Here is an 18,801-nt window from a genome sequence, read left to right on the forward strand (position 1 = left end):
TCTCTCGCCCCGCGCCCCTTGGTGCAAATGGCTGCAATAGGGGCGGTAGGGGATGCCCGGCGTGGGGTCCCGGCCCGGTCGGCGTGTAAGTTCCGGGGCCGAGAGCCATGGAAGGGACCAATCCGGTGAACAAGAAGCTCGCGGCCGCAGTGTCCGGCGGTGCGGTACTGGTACTGGCGCTGTCGGGGTGCTCGGACGACGACGGCAACAAGAAGCTGGACGACTGGGCCAAGAAGGTCTGCGACACGGCCGTACAGGCCCAGTCGAAGAAGATCGCCAACGCCAACGCGGCGATCAAGAAGCAGACCGCGGACAACAGCTCGCCGGAGGAAGTGAAGAAGACCGACTCGCAGGCGTTCCAGGACATCTCCGACGCCTACAAGGAGCGCAGCGCCGCCCTGAAGAAGGCGGGCGCGCCGCCGGTCGACGACGGCGAGAAGAAGCTGAACGCCGCCGTGAAGGAGCTGGACGGCCTCTCCAAGTCGTACGCGGACCTCAAGGCGCAGACCGACAAGCTCGACACGAAGAACCAGTCGGCCTTCGCGGACGACCTCGCGAAGGTCGCCGAGGGCCTCGGCAAGCTCAGCAAGAGCGAGAACACGGCCCAGAAGCAGCTGGAGGCCGGGGACGTCGGCAAGGCCATGCGCGAGCAGGACAGCTGCAAGGCGGGCAGCTCGCCCTCGTCCTCCTGACGGCTCGTCGACCGGACGTCCGACGCTTGTCGGCCGGGCGTCCGACGCATGTCCGCAGGACGTCTGACGGCCTGTCGTCCGGACGCGTGACGGCCCGTCGGCCATGCTTCCGGCGGCCCGTCGGTCGGGCTATCGCCAGCCCGTCGGCCGGATCCGTGATGAGGGGCGCCCCTGATGGGCGCCCCTCTCGCATGCCCCGGCTGGTCCTACGTGCGTGCCGCCGTGACCGCCACCGTCGTGTACCGCATGGTGAAGCCGCCCCCGGCCGCGTCCACGGCGGCTCCGACGCCCTTGAGGACCTGCTCCAGGAGGGCCGCCGGGAGGCCGGTGTGGCCGCCGGTCGTGGGCACCTGGTCCAGCCACTCGTCGCGGCTGTATTCCCGCTCCCAGGCGAAGCGCCAGTGCTCCGGCGTGCCGAACGCGCCCGCTGCCCGCATCCCGTCGGCGGCCCTCAGGGCGAGGGCCGCGTACGCGTCCCCGGCGGGCATCGTCCACTGGCGGGCGGCGAGCGAGTCGGGCAGCAGCCGGCGGTAGACCTCGGCGAAGGCCCGCGCCAGGTCGGCCGGGGGCTCGCCCGCGTTCCAGAACACCGCGACGCGGCCGCCGGGCCGCAGCGTCCGTGCCGCCCGCGCCGCGCCCGCGACCGGGTCCACCCAGTGCCAGGTCTGGCCGGAGACGACCGCGTCGAAGGCCCGCCCCGCCGGGTCCCACTCCTCGAACGCCGCCACCTCCACCGTGAGGCCGCGCCGCCGCGCCAGGGCCGCCATCCGCGGGTCCACCTCGACCCCGAGCACCCGGCATCCGGCCGCCTGGAACTGGCGGGCCGCGATGCCGGTCCCCGTGCCTACGTCGACGACGTCCGGCCCCGGGCTCGCGGCGACGACACGGTCCACCAGGGCCTGGGGGTAGCGGGGCCGGGCCCGGTCGTAGCGGGCGGCGTCGGCGCCGAACGACTCGGCCACGTCGCGGTGTTGATGGGGCGGGGGCTCGCGGGGAAGGCCCTGCTCCGACGGCTCCGGCGGTAAAGTGGGCATGTGCCCACTATGAGTGGGCGATCGCCCACTCGTCAACGGGCCCGTCGGCCACCGGCCAATGGCCCGTCGGCCGCCCGTCAGCGACCCATCGGCCGACTGCCGCAGATACGAAAGCCCGGCGGCCGCCAGGCGCAGAACCGGCGGCCGCCGGCCGCAGAAGGAGAGGTGAGCACCCCGGTGCCCACAGGAGTAGCCATCCGCGACGCGCGCGAGCAGCTCTTCGACGCCGCCGAGCGCGTCCTGCTCCGGGACGGGCCGAGCGCGCTGACCAGCAGGGCGGTCACCGCGGAGGCGGGCTGCGCCAAGGGCGTGCTGCACCGGCACTTCGCCGACTTCGACGCCTTCCTCGCCGAACTGGTCCTGGACCGCGTCGCCCGGGTGGACCGGCAGGCCGCGGAGCTGTGCGCGTCCGCCGGGACCGGCACCGTCGTCGACAACCTCGCCGACGCCCTGACGGAGCTGTTCGGATCGGTCGCCGTGGCCGTGGTCGGCCTCGTCACCTCGCGGGACGAGCTGCGTGCCCGGCTGCGGCGGTCGCGGCCCACCGGGGTCCCGGTGCTCGCGGAGGCCACCGCCATGGTCGCCGCGTACCTCTGCGCCGAGCGCGAACGGGGCCGTCTCGCGGCCTACGCCGACGTCGACACGCTCGCACCCACGCTGATCGGCGCGGGGCACCTGCTGTTCGCCGACAGGAAGGGCGCCCCGCCGGAGGCCGACGCCGTCGTGAAGGTCGTGCGGACGGTCGTCGCGGGCGTCGTACGCGGACCGCTGGCCTGAGGACGGGTCACAATGTGGGCGTGAGTTATGGCCTGCCTTTGACCGACCGTCCCGATGTCACCCCGCGCCTGAGGGAGGCCCTCCTGGGGGCCGACTTCACCGCGGACGGACTCCTCGACCTCCTGGGGGCGTCCGCGTACGCCGCGCTCGCGCGCAGCGAGACCGTGCCCGCGCTGCGGGCCACCCGGGGCGACGGCGATCTGGAGACGCTCGTACGGCTCTTCCTGTTGCAGCGTTCCGTGCCGCACGCGCGCGTGGAGCGCGTCCTGCCCGTCGGCCCTCTCCTGGAGAGCGGTTGGCTCGCGGAGGACCGGGCGGCGGGCGAGGGCGGCGGCCTCAAGGCCACCGTCGACGTACGCCCGTACGGGGGGCCCGACGGCGAGGACTGGTTCATCGTCTCGGACCTGGGGTGCGCGGTCGGCGGGGCCGGGGGCATCGGCAGCCGCGACGAGGGCGTGGTGCTCGGCGTCGGCGGGGCCTCCACGACGCTCGCCGGGATCACCGTGCGCACACCCGTGGCCAGCGCCCTCGACGTCGGTACGGGCTCCGGCATCCAGGCGCTGCACGCCGCCCAGCACGCCACCCGGGTCACCGCGACCGACCTCAACCCCCGTGCCCTGCACATCACCCGGCTCACGCTCGCGCTCTCCGGGGCGCCGGAAGCGGACCTGCGGGAGGGCTCGCTGTACCAGCCGGTCGAGGGCGAGACGTACGACCTGATCGTGTCCAACCCGCCGTTCGTGATCTCGCCGGGCGCGCGGCTCACGTACCGCGACGGCGGCATGGGCGGGGACGATCTGTGCCGCTCGATCGTTCAGCAGGCGGGGGACAGGCTGAACGACGGGGGGTACGCGCAGTTCCTCGCCAACTGGCAGCACGTGGACGGCGAGGAGTGGACCGAGCGCGTCCGCTCCTGGGTGCCGCGCGGCTGTGACGCGTGGATCGTGCAGCGCGAGGTGCAGGACATCACGCAGTACGCGGAGCTGTGGCTGCGCGACGCCGGGGACCACCGCACCGACCCGGCGGAGTACGCGGCGTTGTACGACGCCTGGCTCGACGAGTTCGAGGCCCGTAAGACCAAGGGCGTCGGCTTCGGCTGGGTCACGCTGCGCAAGTCCGGCGCCGCGGAGCCGTCCGTGACCATCGAGGAGTGGCCGCACCCCGTCGAGCAGCCCCTCGGCGACACGGTCCGGGCCCACTTCGCCCGCCAGGACTATCTGCGCGCCCACGACGACGCCGCGCTGCTCGGCGACCACTTCAAGCTCGCCGCCGAAGTGGTGCAGGAGCAGGTCGGCATGCCCGGCGCCGAGGACCCGGAGCACGTCGTGCTGCGCCAGCACCGCGGCATGCGGCGGGCGACCCGGGTGGACACGGTGGGCGCGGGCTTCGCCGGCGTGTGTGACGGCACGCTCGGCGCGGGCCGCATCCTGGACGCCATCGCCCAGCTGATGGGCGAGGACCCGGTGGCGCTCAGGGACCGCACCCCGGCCCAGATCCGGCTCCTGGTGGAGCAGGGGTTCCTGGAGCCGGTGGGGCAGTAGGGGCGGCCGTGCCGACCGGGGGGCGCGTCCCGTACCGGCCCCGATCGGTCACGTACGTGGCGTGAGCGACCTCCGTACGCACCGTGACGAGTCCCTGTCACCACGGGGGGCCGACCCCCACACCCGCCCGGAGTCGGCCCTTCCGGGTAGGGAACCGGCCATTGTCGCCCCGGTCCGCCGCCCCTCGTTCACCCGGATTTCGTGGTTCCGCCGCCTGGGCGTGCCAGCGTCCGCAGCCGGGGCACCCGTGAGGTGCCACGTACGGGACGACACGGGGAGGCCAGGCCATGGAGAGCGGACCAGCGATCTTCGCCGGGGCGGTGTTCGCGCTGTTCGGCGCGGCGCTGCTGCTGTGGACCGGCACCCGGGTCGCCCACCGCGCCCCGGTGGCGCACGGCGTCCAGCAGACGGCCGCCGCGACCCTCGCCGCCGTCGCGGGCTTCGGCGCCCTGGCCTTGGCGGTGTGGTCCTTCACACGCGTGTGAGGCCCGCCCGGGGCGCGCCGGGCCCGGGAACCGGGGGCCACGCCCCTGGGATCCCGCCCTCCGTCGGCCTCCGGCCGGACGTGCGGCGCGACGGACGGCCACCGGCCGCGACCGTCCGGGAGACCCGGTCGGCCGAGGGGCCCGGCGAGCCCCGGCGCGGAGCACCGCTCACGGCCCGGGGCCAGCCCAGGCGGCAGGAATGGCGGTAGTCGGGTTACCGTTCGAGTGGCCGTTGCGGGCTTTTCCCGTTTGACACGGGGGCGGGATGTACCGTCACACTCCGCAGCGACAGCGCAACCGCAAGCGCAGTCACGGCGGCCCCCCAGGGGGGCGCCGGGCACCGCACTGCCAACCGAGCGTCGACCGGAGAGAAGAGCGAAGTTGTCCCCGACCAGCGAGACCGCACAGGGCGGCCGCCGACTCGTCATCGTCGAGTCGCCTGCCAAGGCGAAGACGATCAAGGGCTACCTCGGCCCCGGCTACATCGTCGAGGCGAGCGTCGGGCACATCCGTGACCTTCCCAACGGCGCCGCGGAGGTCCCCGAGAAGTACACGGGCGAGGTCCGCCGCCTCGGCGTGGACGTCGAGCACGACTTCCAGCCCATCTATGTCGTCAACGCCGACAAGAAGGCCCAGGTCAAGAAGCTCAAGGACCTCCTCAAGGAGTCCGACGAACTCTTCCTCGCCACCGATGAGGACCGCGAGGGCGAAGCCATCGCGTGGCACCTCCTCGAGGTCCTGAAGCCCAAGGTCCCGGTCAAGCGCATGGTGTTCCACGAGATCACCAAGGACGCGATCCAGGGCGCCGTCCGCAACCCGCGCGAGCTCAACCAGCGCATGGTCGACGCTCAGGAGACCCGCCGCATCCTCGACCGCCTGTACGGCTACGAGGTCTCGCCGGTGCTCTGGAAGAAGGTCATGCCGCGGCTCTCCGCGGGCCGCGTGCAGTCCGTGGCGACCCGGCTCGTCGTCGAGCGCGAGCGCGAGCGCATCGCCTTCCGCTCCGCCGAGTACTGGGACCTGACCGGCACCTTCGGCACCGGCCGCGCCGGTGACCCGAGCGACCCCTCGCAGCTGGTGGCCCGGCTGACGACGGTCGACGGCAAGCGCGTCGCCCAGGGCCGCGACTTCGACTCCCTCGGGCAGCTGAAGAGCCAGAACACGCTGCACCTGGACGAGGCCAACGCCCGTGCCCTCGCCGCCGCCCTGGAGAACACGGACTTCGCGGTCCGCTCCGTCGAGTCCAAGCCCTACCGCCGCTCTCCGTACGCACCGTTCCGTACGACGACGATGCAGCAGGAGGCCTCGCGCAAGCTCGGCTTCGGCGCGAAGGCCACCATGCAGGTGGCCCAGAAGCTGTACGAGAACGGCTTCATCACCTATATGCGTACGGACTCCACGACGCTGTCCGACACGGCGGTCACGGCGGCCCGCGCACAGGTCACGCAGCTGTACGGCGGCGACTACCTGCCGGACAAGCCGCGCACGTACGCCGGGAAGGTCAAGAACGCGCAGGAGGCGCACGAGGCGATCCGCCCGTCGGGTGATCGTTTCCGCACGCCCGCCGAGACCGGTCTGACCGGCGACCAGTTCCGCCTCTACGAGCTGATCTGGAAGCGGACCGTCGCCTCCCAGATGAAGGACGCGACGGGCAACTCGGTCACCGTGAAGATCGGCGGCCGGGCCGCCGACGGCCGGGACGCCGAGTTCAGCGCGTCCGGCAAGACCATCACCTTCCACGGCTTCCTCAAGGCCTACGTAGAGGGCGCCGACGACCCGAACGCCGAGCTTGACGACCGCGAGCGCCGCCTCCCGCAGGTCTCCCAGGGCGACGCGCTGTCCGCCGACGACATGTCCGTCGACGGCCACGCCACCAAGCCCCCGGCCCGCTACACCGAGGCCTCCCTGGTCAAGGAGCTCGAAGAGCGCGAGATCGGCCGCCCGTCGACGTACGCGTCGATCATCGGCACGATCCTCGACCGCGGCTACGTCTTCAAGAAGGGCACGGCCCTGGTGCCGTCCTTCCTGTCCTTCGCCGTGGTGAACCTCCTGGAGAAGCACTTCGGGCGGCTCGTCGACTACGACTTCACCGCCCGTATGGAGGACGACCTCGACCGCATCGCGCGCGGCGAGGCCCAGGCCGTGCCGTGGCTGCGCCGGTTCTACTTCGGTGAGGGCGAGGGCACGGGCGGTGCCGCGGACGCCGGGAACGGCGACGGGGACCACCTCGGCGGCCTCAAGGAGCTCGTCACCGACCTGGGCGCCATCGACGCCCGCGAGGTGTCGTCCTTCCCCGTCGGCAACGGCATCGTGCTGCGCGTCGGCCGCTACGGCCCGTACATCGAGCGCGGCGAGAAGGACTCCGAGAACCACCAGCGCGCCGACATCCCGGACGACCTGGCGCCCGACGAGCTCACCGTCGAGTACGCGGAGGAGCTGCTCGCCAAGCCGAGCGGCGACTTCCAGCTCGGCACCGACCCGGAGACGGGCCGCGAGATCGTCGCCAAGGACGGCCGCTACGGCCCGTACGTCACCGAGGTGCTCCCCGAGGGCACCCCGAAGACCGGCAAGAACGCGGTCAAGCCGCGCACGGCCTCGCTCTTCAAGACGATGTCCCTGGACACGGTGACGCTCGCCGACGCGCTCAAGCTGATGTCGCTGCCGCGCGTCGTCGGCACCGACGCCGAGGGCGTCGAGATCACCGCGCAGAACGGCCGCTACGGCCCGTATCTGAAGAAGGGCACGGACTCGCGCTCCCTGGAGACCGAGGACCAGCTCTTCACCATCACGCTCGACGAGGCCCTGGAGATCTACTCCAAGCCCAAGCAGCGCGGCCGCGCCGCCGCCAAGCCGCCGCTCAAGGAGCTCGGCGAGGACCCGGTCAGCGGCAAGCCGGTCGTCGTCAAGGACGGCCGCTTCGGCCCGTACGTGACGGACGGCGAGACCAACGCGACGCTGCGGGCGGCCGACTCCGTGGAGGACATCACCCCCGAGCGCGGCTTCGAGCTGCTCGCGGAGAAGCGGGCCAAGGGCCCCGCGAAGAAGACCGCCAAGAAGGCCGTGAAGAAGGCCCCCGCCAAGAAGACGGCGGCCAAGAAGACCGCTGCCAAGAAAACGACGGCTAAGAAGACGGCCGCCAAGAAGACGACGACTACGAAGAAGGCCGTCGCCAAGAAGACGGCCGCCGCGGAGGCCACCGACTGACCGGTGCCCTGCCGCCTGACCGGGAGGCCACCGACTGACCGGTGCCCTGCCGCCTGGCCCGGAGGCCACCGGCTGAACGGGAACCCCTTCCCGGCTGACCGGCGATCCACTCCTGCCGAGCCCCTGACCGTTCCCGGTCAGGGGCTCGCGTCGTACCGAGCGCCCCGGCGCCCTTCCGGTACTCCCCGTGGGCGACGCCCGTATGTTCGGGCGTCGCCGCTGTGAGGGCCTGCCTCCAGATAGGCTGGACGGATGACGCGTGCCGAACAGCCACCCGCCATGACCACGGTTCCCGACGACTCCCTGGCCGCGGATTCCCGCGAGCGCGCGGTGCGTGCCCTGCTGCGCGTACCGCAGCTGAAGCGGTTGTGGAGCGCGCACCTCGTCGGGAGCGTCGGCGACGGCCTGGCGCTGCTCGTCCTCGTCGTCCTCGGGCTCCAGTCGGCCATCGCCGAAGGAGCCTTCGGCGGCGGCTACCGCGGCGTCGCGATCGCCGTGACCGCCGTCTTCGGGGCCCGCGTCCTGGCGACGCTGCTCTTCGGGGCGGTCCTGCTCGGCCCGCTGACGACCCTCACCTCGCCCGACGGGCCCCTCGACCGCCGCTGGACCATGATCGGCGCCGACGGCGTGCGGGCCGCGCTCCTCGTCTGCGCGCCCCTGTGGAGCGTCTGGACGCCGGACAACGCGCTCGCGCTGCTCCTGGTCACGTCCTTCGTCGTCGGCGTCAGCGAGCGCTTCTGGACCGTCGCCCGCGAGAGCGCCGCGCCCGCCCTGCTGCCCAACCCGCCGCCGGAGGGCGCCGCCGTGCGCCCGCTGCCCGACCACCTGGACGCGCTGCGCCGCCTGTCGCTGCGCACGGGATTCGCGGCGCTGCCCCTGGCCGCCGTCGCCCTCGTCGCGGTCGGGCTCGTCAGCAACGTGCTCGGCTCGGGCGTCGACTGGTTCGAGCGGCACCAGGCGGGGCTCGCCTCGTTCGTCGCCGCCGGGCTCTTCGCCGCGTCCGCCTCCGTCGTGTACGCCATCCGGCTGCCCGGCACGCAGACGCCGCGCCCGCGCAGCCCCCTGGAGGGCCTGCGCAGGCCCCGTACCGGAAGCGGCACCGACAAGGGCCGCACCGGCGCCATCCCGCTGCTCGTCGCCGCCTGCACCGCCGTCGCCGGGGCTGTCGCCGGGGCTGTCGCGGTCGCCGTGCTGCACGCCAAGGACCTCCAGGGCGGGCCCGTCACGTACGGCCTGTTCGTCTTCGCGCTGACCGGCGGCACGGTCGCGGGCATCCGCCTGGCGCCCGCGCTGCTGCCCTCGCTGTCGCGCCGCCGGCTGTTCGCCCTCGCCATCGCCGTGACCGGCGTCGCCCTCCTTGCCGCCGGGCTCGTGCCGGACCTGACGAGCGTGCTGCTGATCCTGCTGCTCGCGGGTGTCGCCGCGGGCGTCGCCGCCAACACCGGGCACGCGCTCCTCGACCAGGAGGTCGAGGACTACCGCAGGGCCCGCACCACCGAGCACCTCCAGGCGGCCGTACGCCTCTTCGTGGCGCTCGCCGCGCTCGTCGCGCCGCTGCTCGCCGCCGTCATCGGGCCGCACCGCATGGTCAACGGCAAGTTCGTGTTCGACCACGGGGGCGCCTCCTTCACGCTGATGCTGGTCGGCGCGCTGCTCCTGCCGGTGGCCGCGCTCGTCCTCGCCAAGGTCGACGACCGGCAGGGCGTACCGCTCCGGCACGACCTGCGGGACGCGCTGCGCGGCGGCGACGACCCGGTGCAGACGCCCGCCGACTCCGGCTTCTTCATCGCCCTGGAGGGCGGCGACGGCGCCGGGAAGTCCACCCAGGCCGAGGCCCTCGCCGACTGGATCCGGGCCAAGGGCCACGAGGTCGTCGTCACGCGCGAGCCGGGCGCCACGCCCGTCGGCAAGCGGCTGCGGTCGATCCTGCTCGACGTGTCGTCGGCCGGCCTCTCGCACCGCGCCGAGGCGCTCCTGTACGCCGCCGACCGAGCCGAGCACGTCGACACCGTCGTACGGCCCGCCCTCGCCCGCGGAGCCGTGGTGATCTCCGACCGCTACATCGACTCGTCCGTGGCCTACCAGGGCGCGGGCCGCGACCTGTCCCCGACCGAGGTGGCCCGCATCAACCGCTGGGCCACCGGCGGCCTCGTCCCGCACCTCACCGTCCTGCTCGACGTGGCGCCCGAGGCCGCGCGCGAGCGCTTCACCGAGGCGCCCGACCGCCTGGAGTCCGAGCCCGCCGAGTTCCACGCGCGCGTGCGGTCCGGCTTCCTCACGCTGGCCGCCGCCGACCCCGGCCGCTATCTGGTCGTCGACGCCGCCCAGGAGCCGGAGGCCGTCACGACGGTCATCCGGCACCGGCTCGACGTCGTCCTGCCGCTCTCCGAAGCAGAGGTCAAGGCCCAGGAAGAGGCCCGCCGCAAGGCCGAGGAAGAGGCCCGGCGGCGCGCCGAGGAAGAGGCGGCCCGCAAGGCCGAGGAGGAGCGCAAGGAGCGCGAGCGTCAGGAGCAGCTCGCCAAGCTGCGCGCCGAGGAGGAGGAGCGCAAGCGGCGCGAGCTGGAGGAGGCCCAGCGCCGCGAGGCCGAACGCCAGGCGGAGGAGGCCCGGCAGCGCGCCGAGGAGGCCCGCCGCAAGGCCGAGGAGGAGGCCCGGCGGCGCGCGGAGGAAGAGGCGGCGCGCAAGGCCGAGGAGGAAGCGCGGCGGCGCGCCGAGGAGGAGGCCCGGCGCAAGGCCGAGGAAGAGGCCCGGCTGCGCGCCGAGGCGGAGGCCCGGCGCCTGGAGAAGCAGCGCAAGGCGGAGGAGGCGCTGCGGCGTGCCGAGGAGGCACGGCGGCTCGCGGAGGCGGCGGCGTCCGCCGCGGCGTCCGCGACGGTGACGGCCTCGCCGTCGGAGGCACCGCCCGCTCGGGGCCGGGCCCCGGGCCAGGCTGCGGCGGCTCGCTCCGCCGGGGCGGGGGCCTCGCTGGACAAGAAGCCCGCCGGGGCGGGGGAAGCGCCCTCGGCCTCGGCCGGGCAGCCCTCGGACACGCCCTCGGCCGGGCAGTCCTCGGCCGACGACCGGCCGACCTCGCCGGACAACGAGACCACCGTAACGACGCCGGTCGTGGACCCGAAGGCGCTCGGCGCCGCCGACGAGACGGCGAAGCTGCCGCAGGCCACGCAGGGTGCGGCCGATGAGACGACCGTGCTCCCGAAGGTGACCGTGGACGGGGCCGCCGATGAGACGACCGTCCTTCCGCAGGTGACCGTGGACGGCTCGGTGGACGGCTCGGCGGACGAGACGACCGTCCTCCCGGCCGTACGGGACGACGTGGCGGACCGGGTGCCGCCCGGCTACTTCCGCGACGAGCGCGCCCAGCCCGGCACGCAGTCCGCCGCGCAGTCCGCCGCGCATGATGACCTCGGCCCGAACGACCGGACGCGCGAGCTGCCCCAGGTCGACGAGAACGGCACCCCGCGCCGCCAGCGCTCCGAGTGGGCGGAGGAAACGCCGATGGACGACCTGCCGTCGCTCGCGGACGAACTCCTCGGGTCGCACGAGGACGAGCCGGAGGACCGGGGCAGGCGCCGCCGCCGTTGACCGCACGACGCCGCGGAAGCGCAGGTCAGCGGGTGCGCGGTCGGAGTTGTCAGTGCCGTGCCCCACAATGAATTCCGACAGTGCGGCGTGATGTGCGACGTGTGACGTACGACGTGCGTGGTGACGGTGGCGTGTCAGCGGCTGCGGCGGTGACGGTGGTTGCTGACGGACGGTGCCGGTTGCCGCGTACGACGGTGACATGCGTGCGGCAGTGACGGCGTGCGGCGGTAGCGTCCGTAGGCGGTGGCGCCCGCGTGACGGTGGCGTCCGCGCGGCGGTGACGGTGTGCGGCAGTGACGGCGTGCGGCGGTGGCCTCCGTGGGGGCGGCGTCCGTGTGACAACTATCCGTGCGACAGCTAGGCGAAGGCGGTGACCCGTGCCGGTATGGGACGACCTGGTGGGCCAGGAGAAGGTGAGCGTCCAGCTCGCGGCCGCCGCGCGTGACGCCGACACCCTGGTCACCGCGGCCGCCACCGGCGCCCCCGCGCCCGAGGCCTCGAAGATGACGCACGCCTGGCTGTTCACGGGTCCGCCCGGCTCCGGCCGCGCCGACGCCGCGCGCGCCTTCGCCGCCGCCCTGCAGTGCGTGAGCCCCGACCGCGCGCTCGGCGGCGAGCCCGGCTGCGGCTTCTGCGACGGCTGCCACACGAGCCTGATCGGCACCCACGCGGACGTGGAGGTCATCCGCACCGACCTCCTGTCCATCGGCGTCAAGGAGACCCGCGAACTGGTCCGCCGCGCCCAGCTCTCGCCCGCCGGAGGCCGCTGGCAGGTCATCGTCCTGGAGGACGCCGACCGCCTCACCGAAGGCGCGGGCAACGTCCTCCTGAAGGCCGTGGAGGAGCCCGCCCCCCGCACCGTGTGGCTGCTCTGCGCGCCCTCCCTGGAAGACGTGCTGCCCACCATCCGCTCCCGCTGCCGCCACCTGACGCTGCGTACGCCGTCGGTGGACGCGGTCGCCGACATGCTCGTACGCCGCGACGGCATCGAGCCCGCCGCCGCCGCGGCCGCCGCCCGCGCCACCCAGGGGCACATCGGCCGGGCCCGCCGCCTGGCGACGGACGAGCGCGCGCGGCAGCGCCGGGCCGCCGTGCTCAAGCTGCCGCTGCGGGTCGAGGACATCGGCGGCTGTCTGCGGGCCGCGCAGGAGCTGATCGACACGGCCGCCGAGGAGGCCAAGCAGGTCGCCGAGGACGTCGACGCCAAGGAGACCGAGGAGCTGAAGGCGGCGCTCGGCGCGGCGCAGGGCGGCCGGATGCCGCGCGGTACGGCGGGCGCCATGAAGGAGCTGGAGGACAAGCAGAAGCGCCGCAGGACCCGCACGCAGCGCGACAGCCTCGACCTGGCCCTGATCGACCTGACCGGGGTCTATCGGGACGTCCTCGCGCTCCAGTTGGGCTCCCGCGTGCCGCTGGCCAACACGGAGGTGCAGGACATGCTGGAGCGCATGGCGCGCGGCACCACGCCGGAGTCCACGCTGCGCCGCATCGAGGCGATCGGCGCCTGCCGCACGGCGCTGGACCGCAACGTGGCACCGCTGCTCGCGGTGGAGGCGATGACGGTGGCGCTGCGGGCGGGGTGAGCGCGGGAGACGACTGGCGGGGGAGCGGCACGGGTCACTGAGGGGCCACCGACACCGGCCACCGACACGGGGCATCGGTCACCGGTCACCGGCGCAGGCACCGGTCACCGGCGCAGGGCACCGGCCGCCGACACGGGACACCGGCTACCGGCTACCGGCTACCGGCGCGGGACACCGACTACCGGCACGAGGCAGCGGCCACCGGCGGGGCACACGGGATACCGACTACCGGCACGAGGCATCGGCCACCGCGGGGCACACGGGGCGCCGGGCCCCCGGCGCGAGGCAGCGGCCACCACCGCGGGACACCCGCCACCACCACGGCCCACCGGCGCGGGGACTCGTACGGCAAGTCACCCAAAAGGGCACGCATGGTGATCGTGTGACACCGGAGCGTTACTCTCGCCGGATGGGAACCACCAGCCGCGCCCGACACCCCCGTCCCCCAGGCCGCCCCAGAGCGTCCCGCCCCCGCCGGGGCGTCCTCGCGCTGCTGGCCGCCGCGCTGCTCGTCCCCGGCTGCTCGTCGGGCGGTTCGGAGGACCCCTCGGCGAACGTCGCCCTGGCCGCGCTGCCCCGGGCCACTCCGGAGCGTCTGACGTCGTACTACGACCAGAAGCCGCGCTGGCGCGCCTGCGGAGTGCCCGACTTCGAGTGCGCGACGCTGCGCGTGCCGCGCGACTACGCCGCCCCGGACGCGGGTGATCTGCGCCTCGCCGTGTCCCGCAAGCGGGCGACGGGCAAGGCGGGCGACCGCCTCGGCTCGCTCCTGGTCAACCCGGGCGGCCCCGGCGGCTCGGCGATCGACTACCTCCAGTCGTACGCGGCGCTCGGCTACCCCGGCAAGATCCGCGCCCGCTACGACATGGTGGCCGTCGACCCGCGCGGCGTGGCCCGCAGCGAGCCGGTCACGTGCCTGAACGACCGCGAGATGGACACGTACACGCAGACGGACGTGACCCCCGACGACGCGGCCGAGACGAAGGGGCTCACCGCGTCCTACCGGAAGTTCACGGCGGGCTGCGAGCGGCGTGCGGGCGGTCTCCTGAAGCACGTTTCCACGGTCGAGACGGCCCGGGACATGGACGTCCTGCGGGCGGCGCTCGGCGACAAGAAGCTGACGTACGTCGGGGCGTCGTACGGCACGTTCCTCGGCGCGACGTACGCCGGGCTGTTCCCCGACCGGGTGGGCCGCCTGGTCCTGGACGGGGCGATGGACCCGTCGCTCACGGCCCGCCGGATGAACGAGGACCAGACGGCGGGCTTCGAGACGGCCTTCCAGTCGTTCGCGAAGGACTGCGTGCGGCGGGCGGACTGCCCCCTCGGCCGCAAGAGCCCCGCGGACGCGGGCCGCCGCCTGAAGGCCTTCTTCGCGGACCTCGACCGGGCCCCGCTGCCCGCGGGCGACCCGGGCCCGGCCGGTGGCCGCGCGCTCGGCGAGGCGCTCGCCACCACGGGCGTGATCGCCGCGATGTACGACGAGTCGGCCTGGCCCCAGCTGCGCGACGCCCTCGACGCGGCGATGCGCGACCGCGACGGCTCGGCCCTGCTGGCCCTCTCCGACAGCTACTACGAGCGGGACGGCGACGGCGCGTACTCGAACCTCATGTACGCCAACGCCGCCGTGAACTGCTTGGACCTCCCGCCGTCCTTCCGCACCCCCGAGGAGGTGAAGGCCGCGCTCCCCGCCTTCGCCAAGGCCTCGCCCGTCTTCGGCGAGGGCCTCGCGTGGTCGGCCCTGAACTGCGCGTACTGGCCCGTGCGGGCCACCGGCGAGCCCCACCGCATCGAGGCGAAGGGCGCCGCCCCGATCCTCGTCGCCGGCACCACCCGCGACCCCGCCACCCCCTACCGCTGGGCCAAGGCCCTCGCCTCCCAGCTCTCCTCGGGCCGCCTCCTCACCTACGAGGGCGACGGCCACACGGCATACGGCCGGGGCAGCCGCTGCGTCGACGACACGATCAACACCTACCTCCTGGAGGGCCGCGCCCCCCGCACCACCAAGCGCTGCGCGTAACCCCAGCTCACACCCCTCCGCCCGCCCGCCCGGAGGGGTGTACGGAGCACCCCCGGAAACTGTGTAGACTTGCTGACGTTGCTGATCGCACCATAGGTGCGGGACGCGCGCCGCCTTAGCTCAGATGGCCAGAGCAACGCACTCGTAATGCGTAGGTCTCGGGTTCGAATCCCGAAGGCGGCTCCACTGGGACCCCAGGTCAGATTGATTCTGATCTGGGGTTTTCTCGTTCAGCGGATGCGGCGACGTCGGCGCGAGCGGGCCGCGCGTGTGTCGGCGGTCTCAGTTCTGGTCTCAGTGGGGCCCGGATCGGGGGCCGGGGGAGCCGGTACGAAGAACTCGCCCATGCGCCGCATCGCGTCCCTCGACAGGTGAGATCTGCCCTTCACGTACCTGCGGGTCTGACAGTGACTGTCTCGGCCCGGGGCCGTACCGCATGTGTGGGCTGCGGTGGGCTGTGTGTAGTGGACAGATTCGTGGGGGGATCCGTGTGCTGGGGCGTTATGTACGGGGGTGGCGGGGGGCTGCCTACGATGCGCGGACGGTGAGAGGGGTGGGGTGGATGGGTGTCGGTGGGCACGGGGAGATGGGTGCGGGTGGGCGCGGGGAGAGGGAGCCCGTCGGGTTCAGGGCTGTGGCTGCGGCCTGGCCGGAGCGGGTTGCGGTGGTTGAGGCCGACGGGGGTGAGGTGACGTACGCGGAGCTGGCGGGGCGGGTGCATCGGCTGACGCGGGCGCTCGCGCGGCTCGGGGTGCGGTCGGGGGAGTGCGTGGCCGCCATGCTTCCCAACAGCCGGGCCTTCTTCGAACTGCGCCTTGCCACCGGGCAGTCGGGGCTGTACTTCACGCCCTTCAGCCATCACTTCACCACGCCCGAGGCGGAGCATGTGCTCGTCGACAGCGGGGCTCGAGCGGTCGTCGTGGATGTGGGGCTCGTCGAGGTCGCCGGGCCCGCGCTCGACGCCGCGGGGGTGCCGGCCGAGCGGCGCGTCGTGTGGGGCGGCACCGCGCCCGGCTGGGTGGCGTACGAGGAACTGCTCGCCGCCGAGCCCGCCACGCCCCCGGCCGAGCCGCGCGCGGGCGGCGTCATGCTCTACACCTCCGGCACGACCGGGCGGCCCAAGGCCGTCCGCAGGCAGCTGTCGGCGGCGCCCCCCGGGCCGAGCCCGTACGAGCTGGACTTCATGGCCCGGTGCGGCGTCGGTCCCGGGCCCTTCACGCAGCTGTGCGCGGCGCCGCTGTACCACGCGGCGCCCGGCCTGTTCGCGAACATGGCGCTCCAGCTCGGCCACACCGTCGTCCTCGCGGAGCGCCCGCGCACCGAGGACTGGCTGCGGCTCGTCGACCGGCACGCCGTCGACTTCCTGTTCACCGTGCCCACCGTCCTGCACCGGCTGCTGCGGCTGCCCGCCGCCGTCCGTGAGCGGTACGACACCTCGACGCTGCGCGCCGTCGTGCACGGGGCCGCGCCCTGCCCGCCGGACGTGAAGCGGCGCGCCATCGACTGGTTCGGGCCCGTCCTGTACGAGTTCTACGCGGCCACGGAGGGCGGGGTGACCGCCGTGGACAGCGCGGACTGGCTGGCCAGGCCCGGCACGGTCGGCCTGCCGATGGCCGACGTCGACGTCCGCGTCCTCGACGACGACGGGCGGCCGCTGCCCGCGGGCGAGACCGGTGGGGTGTTCTTCCGGCCGGTGATTCCCTTCGAGTACCACCAGGACGTCGAGAAGACCCGACGGGCCATGCGTGAGGGGTACTTCACCGCAGGTGACTACGGGTACCTGGACGGCGACGGCTGGCTCTTCCTGCGCGACCGGCGCACCGACCTCATCGTCTCCGGGGGCGTGAACGTGTACCCGGCCGAGGTCGAGGCCGTGCTGCTCGCGCACCCCGAGGTCGCCGACGCGGCCGTCGTGGGCGTGCCGGACGAGGAGTGGGGGCAGCGGGTCGGCGCCGTCGTGCGGCCCGAGGCGGGCGCGGACGCCGCCGACGGGCTCGCGGAGCGGCTCGTCGCGCACTGCCGGGGCGCGCTCGCGGGGTTCAAGGTGCCGCGGGTGATCGAGCTGCGCGCGGAGGTGCCCCGGTCGGAGGCCGGGAAGGTGCTGCGGCGGGAGATCCGCATCACGGGCGCGTAGTCCTGGATCGGACTCCCTTCGGCGGGAGATCCGTAGCGCGGACCCGTAGTCCCGCATCGGGCCCCCGGCGGGAGCCCCGCGTCAGGCCTCCCTCAACCACGCGGTGACGTCTGCGAGTTCGTCGCGGTACAGCCGTTCCGGATCCGCGATCTGGGGGCGCAGCAGGCCGTCGATCTCCAGGGTGACCAGGCCGTGCAGCCGGCCCCACAGGCGCAGGGAGCGGGCCAGCGTCGCGGGGGCGAGCGCCGGGAAGGCCGCGCGCGCCACCTCCGTGAAGGCCGGGTCGAAGTCGCCCCAGGAGTACGGGGATTCGGCGTCGGGCCGCGCCTTCGCGGATGCCGCCTCCGGCCGCGCCGTCGCCGCGATCTCCACTATGCCCAGGCACAGTTCGTACTCCGCCTCGGTGCTGTCCCGGGTCCGCGCGTGCGGGCTGCGGCCGCTGAAGAGCAGGCGGAACTCCTGCGGGTGCGCGAGGGCCCACGCGCGGTAGGCGAGGCCGTGCGCCAGGGCGCGGTCCACGGGCTCCCGCGCGCCGTCGCGGGCCGTGCGCAGATGCGCGGCGAGGGCGCGGTACGCGTCGGCCGCGAGCGCCGCGAGGAGGGCCTCGCGGGTGTCGAAGTAGCTGTAGAAGGTGCCGGGCGCCATGCCCATGTCCCGCGCGATCCCGCGCAGCGCGACGGCGTCGCTACCGCCCTCCACCAGGTGTTTCAGCGCGGTGGCCTTGATCTCGGCGGTGGTCTGGGCGCGGTGGCGCGCGCGTCTGCTCGCGCCTTCCTTCGGGATGGTCATACACACCATGGTACGGCGGACAAAGATTGAACACTGTTTGGAGTTTGGTCGGTGTTCGGCGTACGGTCGTGGCGTGCGGCGGCGGCGCGACCCGCGCCGGGCGCCACCCACCCCCGCTCCGAGGAGTGTCATGACCACGCATGCGTACGGACCCGGCCCGATCAAGGGCTACGACGTCGGGCCGATCCCCATGGAGGCCGCGTTCACCTCGGACTTCCCGCTCGCGGACGGCGTCGGCGTCCAGGAGATCGTCGACAAGCAGGAGATCGAGCGGCGCGTGATGGACGCGCGGCCCGGCATGTACGCGAAGTACATGCCGAGCCGGTTCGACGCCTTCGGCGGGCAGCACTTCACCGGCGGCCGCTATCTCTTCGAGACGTGGGCCGACGTGCTCGACTACGAGCGGTTCACCAGCCAGGAGCTGGAGTTCGAGCCGGGTGTGAAGTTCTGGAGCCGCCCGTTCTTCCTGAACGTCGAGCGGTACATATGGCGGGTCGCCGGGGCGCACAACTTCACGCCGCTCGACGCGCACCACGTCAGCCGCTTCGAGCGGCTGCGGTACGAGGGCGACGCCGAGGCCGCGCTCGACCGCGCCTGGGCGCGCGTGCGCGACGAGGCCGAGGCGCGGGGCCTGGGCGGCGCCTGGCTCCTGCACCAGCCGGAGCACCGGCTGATCGGCCTGCACACGATCGCCGCGGAGGCCGACGGGCTCGCGGGCGACTCCTGGCTCGCCCCGCTGCTGCCCGCCGCGCTGCGGACCGAGCCCGTCTTCGACCGGACCAGCGCGGTGCTCTCGCTGTGGCTGCCGAGGTCGCGGCGCGCGGGCGGCGCGCCCTCGGCGTACCCGATGTCGCCGCCGCTGCCGCTGCCGACGGTCGCTCCGCAGTGGGTCTAGCGATGTGCTGGATGTGCCGCGTTGTGCCGTCGGTCGCCTGCGGGTTCGTCGTGGCTGGTCGCGCCCAC

Annotated in this window: 12 protein-coding genes, 1 tRNA gene and 1 pseudogene; 11 read left to right on the top strand and 3 right to left on the bottom strand. The window is 73.8% G+C overall.

Features of this window, described 5'->3' with window-relative positions; genetic code table 11:
* Positions 1 to 107 precede the first annotated feature (107 nt).
* On the top strand, positions 108 to 692 hold the full coding sequence (locus tag C9F11_RS23025; protein WP_138961052.1) for a small secreted protein: 585 nt from the start codon (positions 108 to 110) through the stop codon (positions 690 to 692).
* Positions 693 to 898: 206 nt separating this feature from the next.
* Here the strand turns inward: C9F11_RS23025 and C9F11_RS23030 are convergent, their stop codons facing one another.
* On the bottom strand, positions 899 to 1,726 hold the full coding sequence (locus tag C9F11_RS23030) for a class I SAM-dependent methyltransferase (RefSeq protein ID WP_138961053.1): 828 nt from the start codon (positions 1,724 to 1,726) through the stop codon (positions 899 to 901).
* A gap of 177 nt (positions 1,727 to 1,903) precedes the next feature.
* Between C9F11_RS23030 and C9F11_RS23035 the strand changes: the two genes are divergently transcribed.
* The 8 genes from C9F11_RS23035 to C9F11_RS23070 all read left to right on the top strand — a co-directional run bounded on the left by C9F11_RS23035 (position 1,904) and on the right by C9F11_RS23070 (position 15,101).
* Positions 1,904 to 2,503: a TetR/AcrR family transcriptional regulator gene (locus C9F11_RS23035; protein WP_138961054.1), complete on the top strand. Its 600-nt coding sequence runs from the start codon at positions 1,904 to 1,906 to the stop codon at positions 2,501 to 2,503.
* 20 nt (positions 2,504 to 2,523) lie between these two features.
* Positions 2,524 to 4,044 carry a class I SAM-dependent methyltransferase gene (locus tag C9F11_RS23040; protein WP_249401846.1) on the top strand — a complete coding sequence of 507 codons (1,521 nt, stop codon included), beginning with the start codon at positions 2,524 to 2,526 and terminating at the stop codon, positions 4,042 to 4,044.
* 287 nt (positions 4,045 to 4,331) lie between these two features.
* On the top strand, positions 4,332 to 4,529 hold the full coding sequence (locus tag C9F11_RS23045) for a hypothetical protein (protein ID WP_138961056.1): 198 nt from the start codon (positions 4,332 to 4,334) through the stop codon (positions 4,527 to 4,529).
* Between the two features lie 381 nt (positions 4,530 to 4,910).
* Positions 4,911 to 7,733 (top strand): type I DNA topoisomerase, encoded by a 2,823-nt coding sequence (topA, locus tag C9F11_RS23050; RefSeq protein ID WP_138961057.1) that lies wholly within the window; start codon positions 4,911 to 4,913, stop codon positions 7,731 to 7,733.
* A gap of 252 nt (positions 7,734 to 7,985) precedes the next feature.
* Positions 7,986 to 11,315 (top strand): dTMP kinase, encoded by a 3,330-nt coding sequence (gene tmk / locus C9F11_RS23055; protein WP_138961058.1) that lies wholly within the window; start codon positions 7,986 to 7,988, stop codon positions 11,313 to 11,315.
* Positions 11,316 to 11,692: 377 nt separating this feature from the next.
* On the top strand, positions 11,693 to 12,898 hold the full coding sequence (locus tag C9F11_RS23060; RefSeq protein WP_138961059.1) for a DNA polymerase III subunit delta': 1,206 nt from the start codon (positions 11,693 to 11,695) through the stop codon (positions 12,896 to 12,898).
* A gap of 409 nt (positions 12,899 to 13,307) precedes the next feature.
* A complete protein-coding gene (locus C9F11_RS23065; protein ID WP_138961060.1) occupies positions 13,308 to 14,915 on the top strand; it encodes an alpha/beta hydrolase in 1,608 nt (535 codons plus the stop codon).
* Between the two features lie 109 nt (positions 14,916 to 15,024).
* Positions 15,025 to 15,101: transfer RNA gene (locus tag C9F11_RS23070), tRNA-Thr, on the top strand.
* A 44-nt stretch (positions 15,102 to 15,145) separates the two neighbouring features.
* On the opposite strand, the pseudogene C9F11_RS48760 reads toward C9F11_RS23070, so the two are convergent.
* A pseudogene (locus tag C9F11_RS48760) lies at positions 15,146 to 15,319 on the bottom strand (integrase); the annotation flags it as partial.
* Between the two features lie 182 nt (positions 15,320 to 15,501).
* On the opposite strand from C9F11_RS48760, the gene C9F11_RS23080 reads away from it, so the two are divergent.
* The gene (locus tag C9F11_RS23080; RefSeq protein ID WP_138966877.1) at positions 15,502 to 17,049 is read left to right on the top strand and encodes an AMP-binding protein; all 1,548 of its coding nucleotides are present in this window, start codon (positions 15,502 to 15,504) and stop codon (positions 17,047 to 17,049) included.
* A gap of 81 nt (positions 17,050 to 17,130) precedes the next feature.
* On the opposite strand, the gene C9F11_RS23085 is transcribed toward C9F11_RS23080, so the two are convergent.
* Positions 17,131 to 17,838, bottom strand: coding sequence for a TetR/AcrR family transcriptional regulator (locus C9F11_RS23085; RefSeq protein WP_171075822.1), 708 nt, complete (start codon positions 17,836 to 17,838; stop codon positions 17,131 to 17,133).
* Between the two features lie 130 nt (positions 17,839 to 17,968).
* On the opposite strand from C9F11_RS23085, the gene C9F11_RS23090 reads away from it, so the two are divergent.
* Complete coding sequence (locus tag C9F11_RS23090) at positions 17,969 to 18,733, top strand: hypothetical protein (protein WP_138961062.1); 765 nt, start codon at positions 17,969 to 17,971, stop codon at positions 18,731 to 18,733.
* Positions 18,734 to 18,801 lie beyond the last annotated feature (68 nt).

The organism is Streptomyces sp. YIM 121038 (genome assembly GCF_006088715.1).
Lineage (GTDB): Bacteria > Actinomycetota > Actinomycetes > Streptomycetales > Streptomycetaceae > Streptomyces.

What these genes read in the sequence shown, in the direction of transcription:
- C9F11_RS23025 (WP_138961052.1), top strand. Translation starts at nt 108, where the DNA reads ATGGAAGGGACCAATCCGGTGAACAAGAAGCTCGCGGCCGCAGTGTCC.
- C9F11_RS23030 (WP_138961053.1), bottom strand. Translation starts at nt 1,726, where the DNA reads ATGCCCACTTTACCGCCGGAGCCGTCGGAGCAGGGCCTTCCCCGCGAG.
- C9F11_RS23045 (WP_138961056.1), top strand. Translation starts at nt 4,332, where the DNA reads ATGGAGAGCGGACCAGCGATCTTCGCCGGGGCGGTGTTCGCGCTGTTC.
- tmk (WP_138961058.1), top strand. Translation starts at nt 7,986, where the DNA reads ATGACGCGTGCCGAACAGCCACCCGCCATGACCACGGTTCCCGACGAC.
- C9F11_RS23065 (WP_138961060.1), top strand. Translation starts at nt 13,308, where the DNA reads ATGGGAACCACCAGCCGCGCCCGACACCCCCGTCCCCCAGGCCGCCCC.
- C9F11_RS23080 (WP_138966877.1), top strand. Translation starts at nt 15,502, where the DNA reads ATGGGTGCGGGTGGGCGCGGGGAGAGGGAGCCCGTCGGGTTCAGGGCT.
- C9F11_RS23085 (WP_171075822.1), bottom strand. Translation starts at nt 17,838, where the DNA reads ATGACCATCCCGAAGGAAGGCGCGAGCAGACGCGCGCGCCACCGCGCC.
- C9F11_RS23090 (WP_138961062.1), top strand. Translation starts at nt 17,969, where the DNA reads ATGACCACGCATGCGTACGGACCCGGCCCGATCAAGGGCTACGACGTC.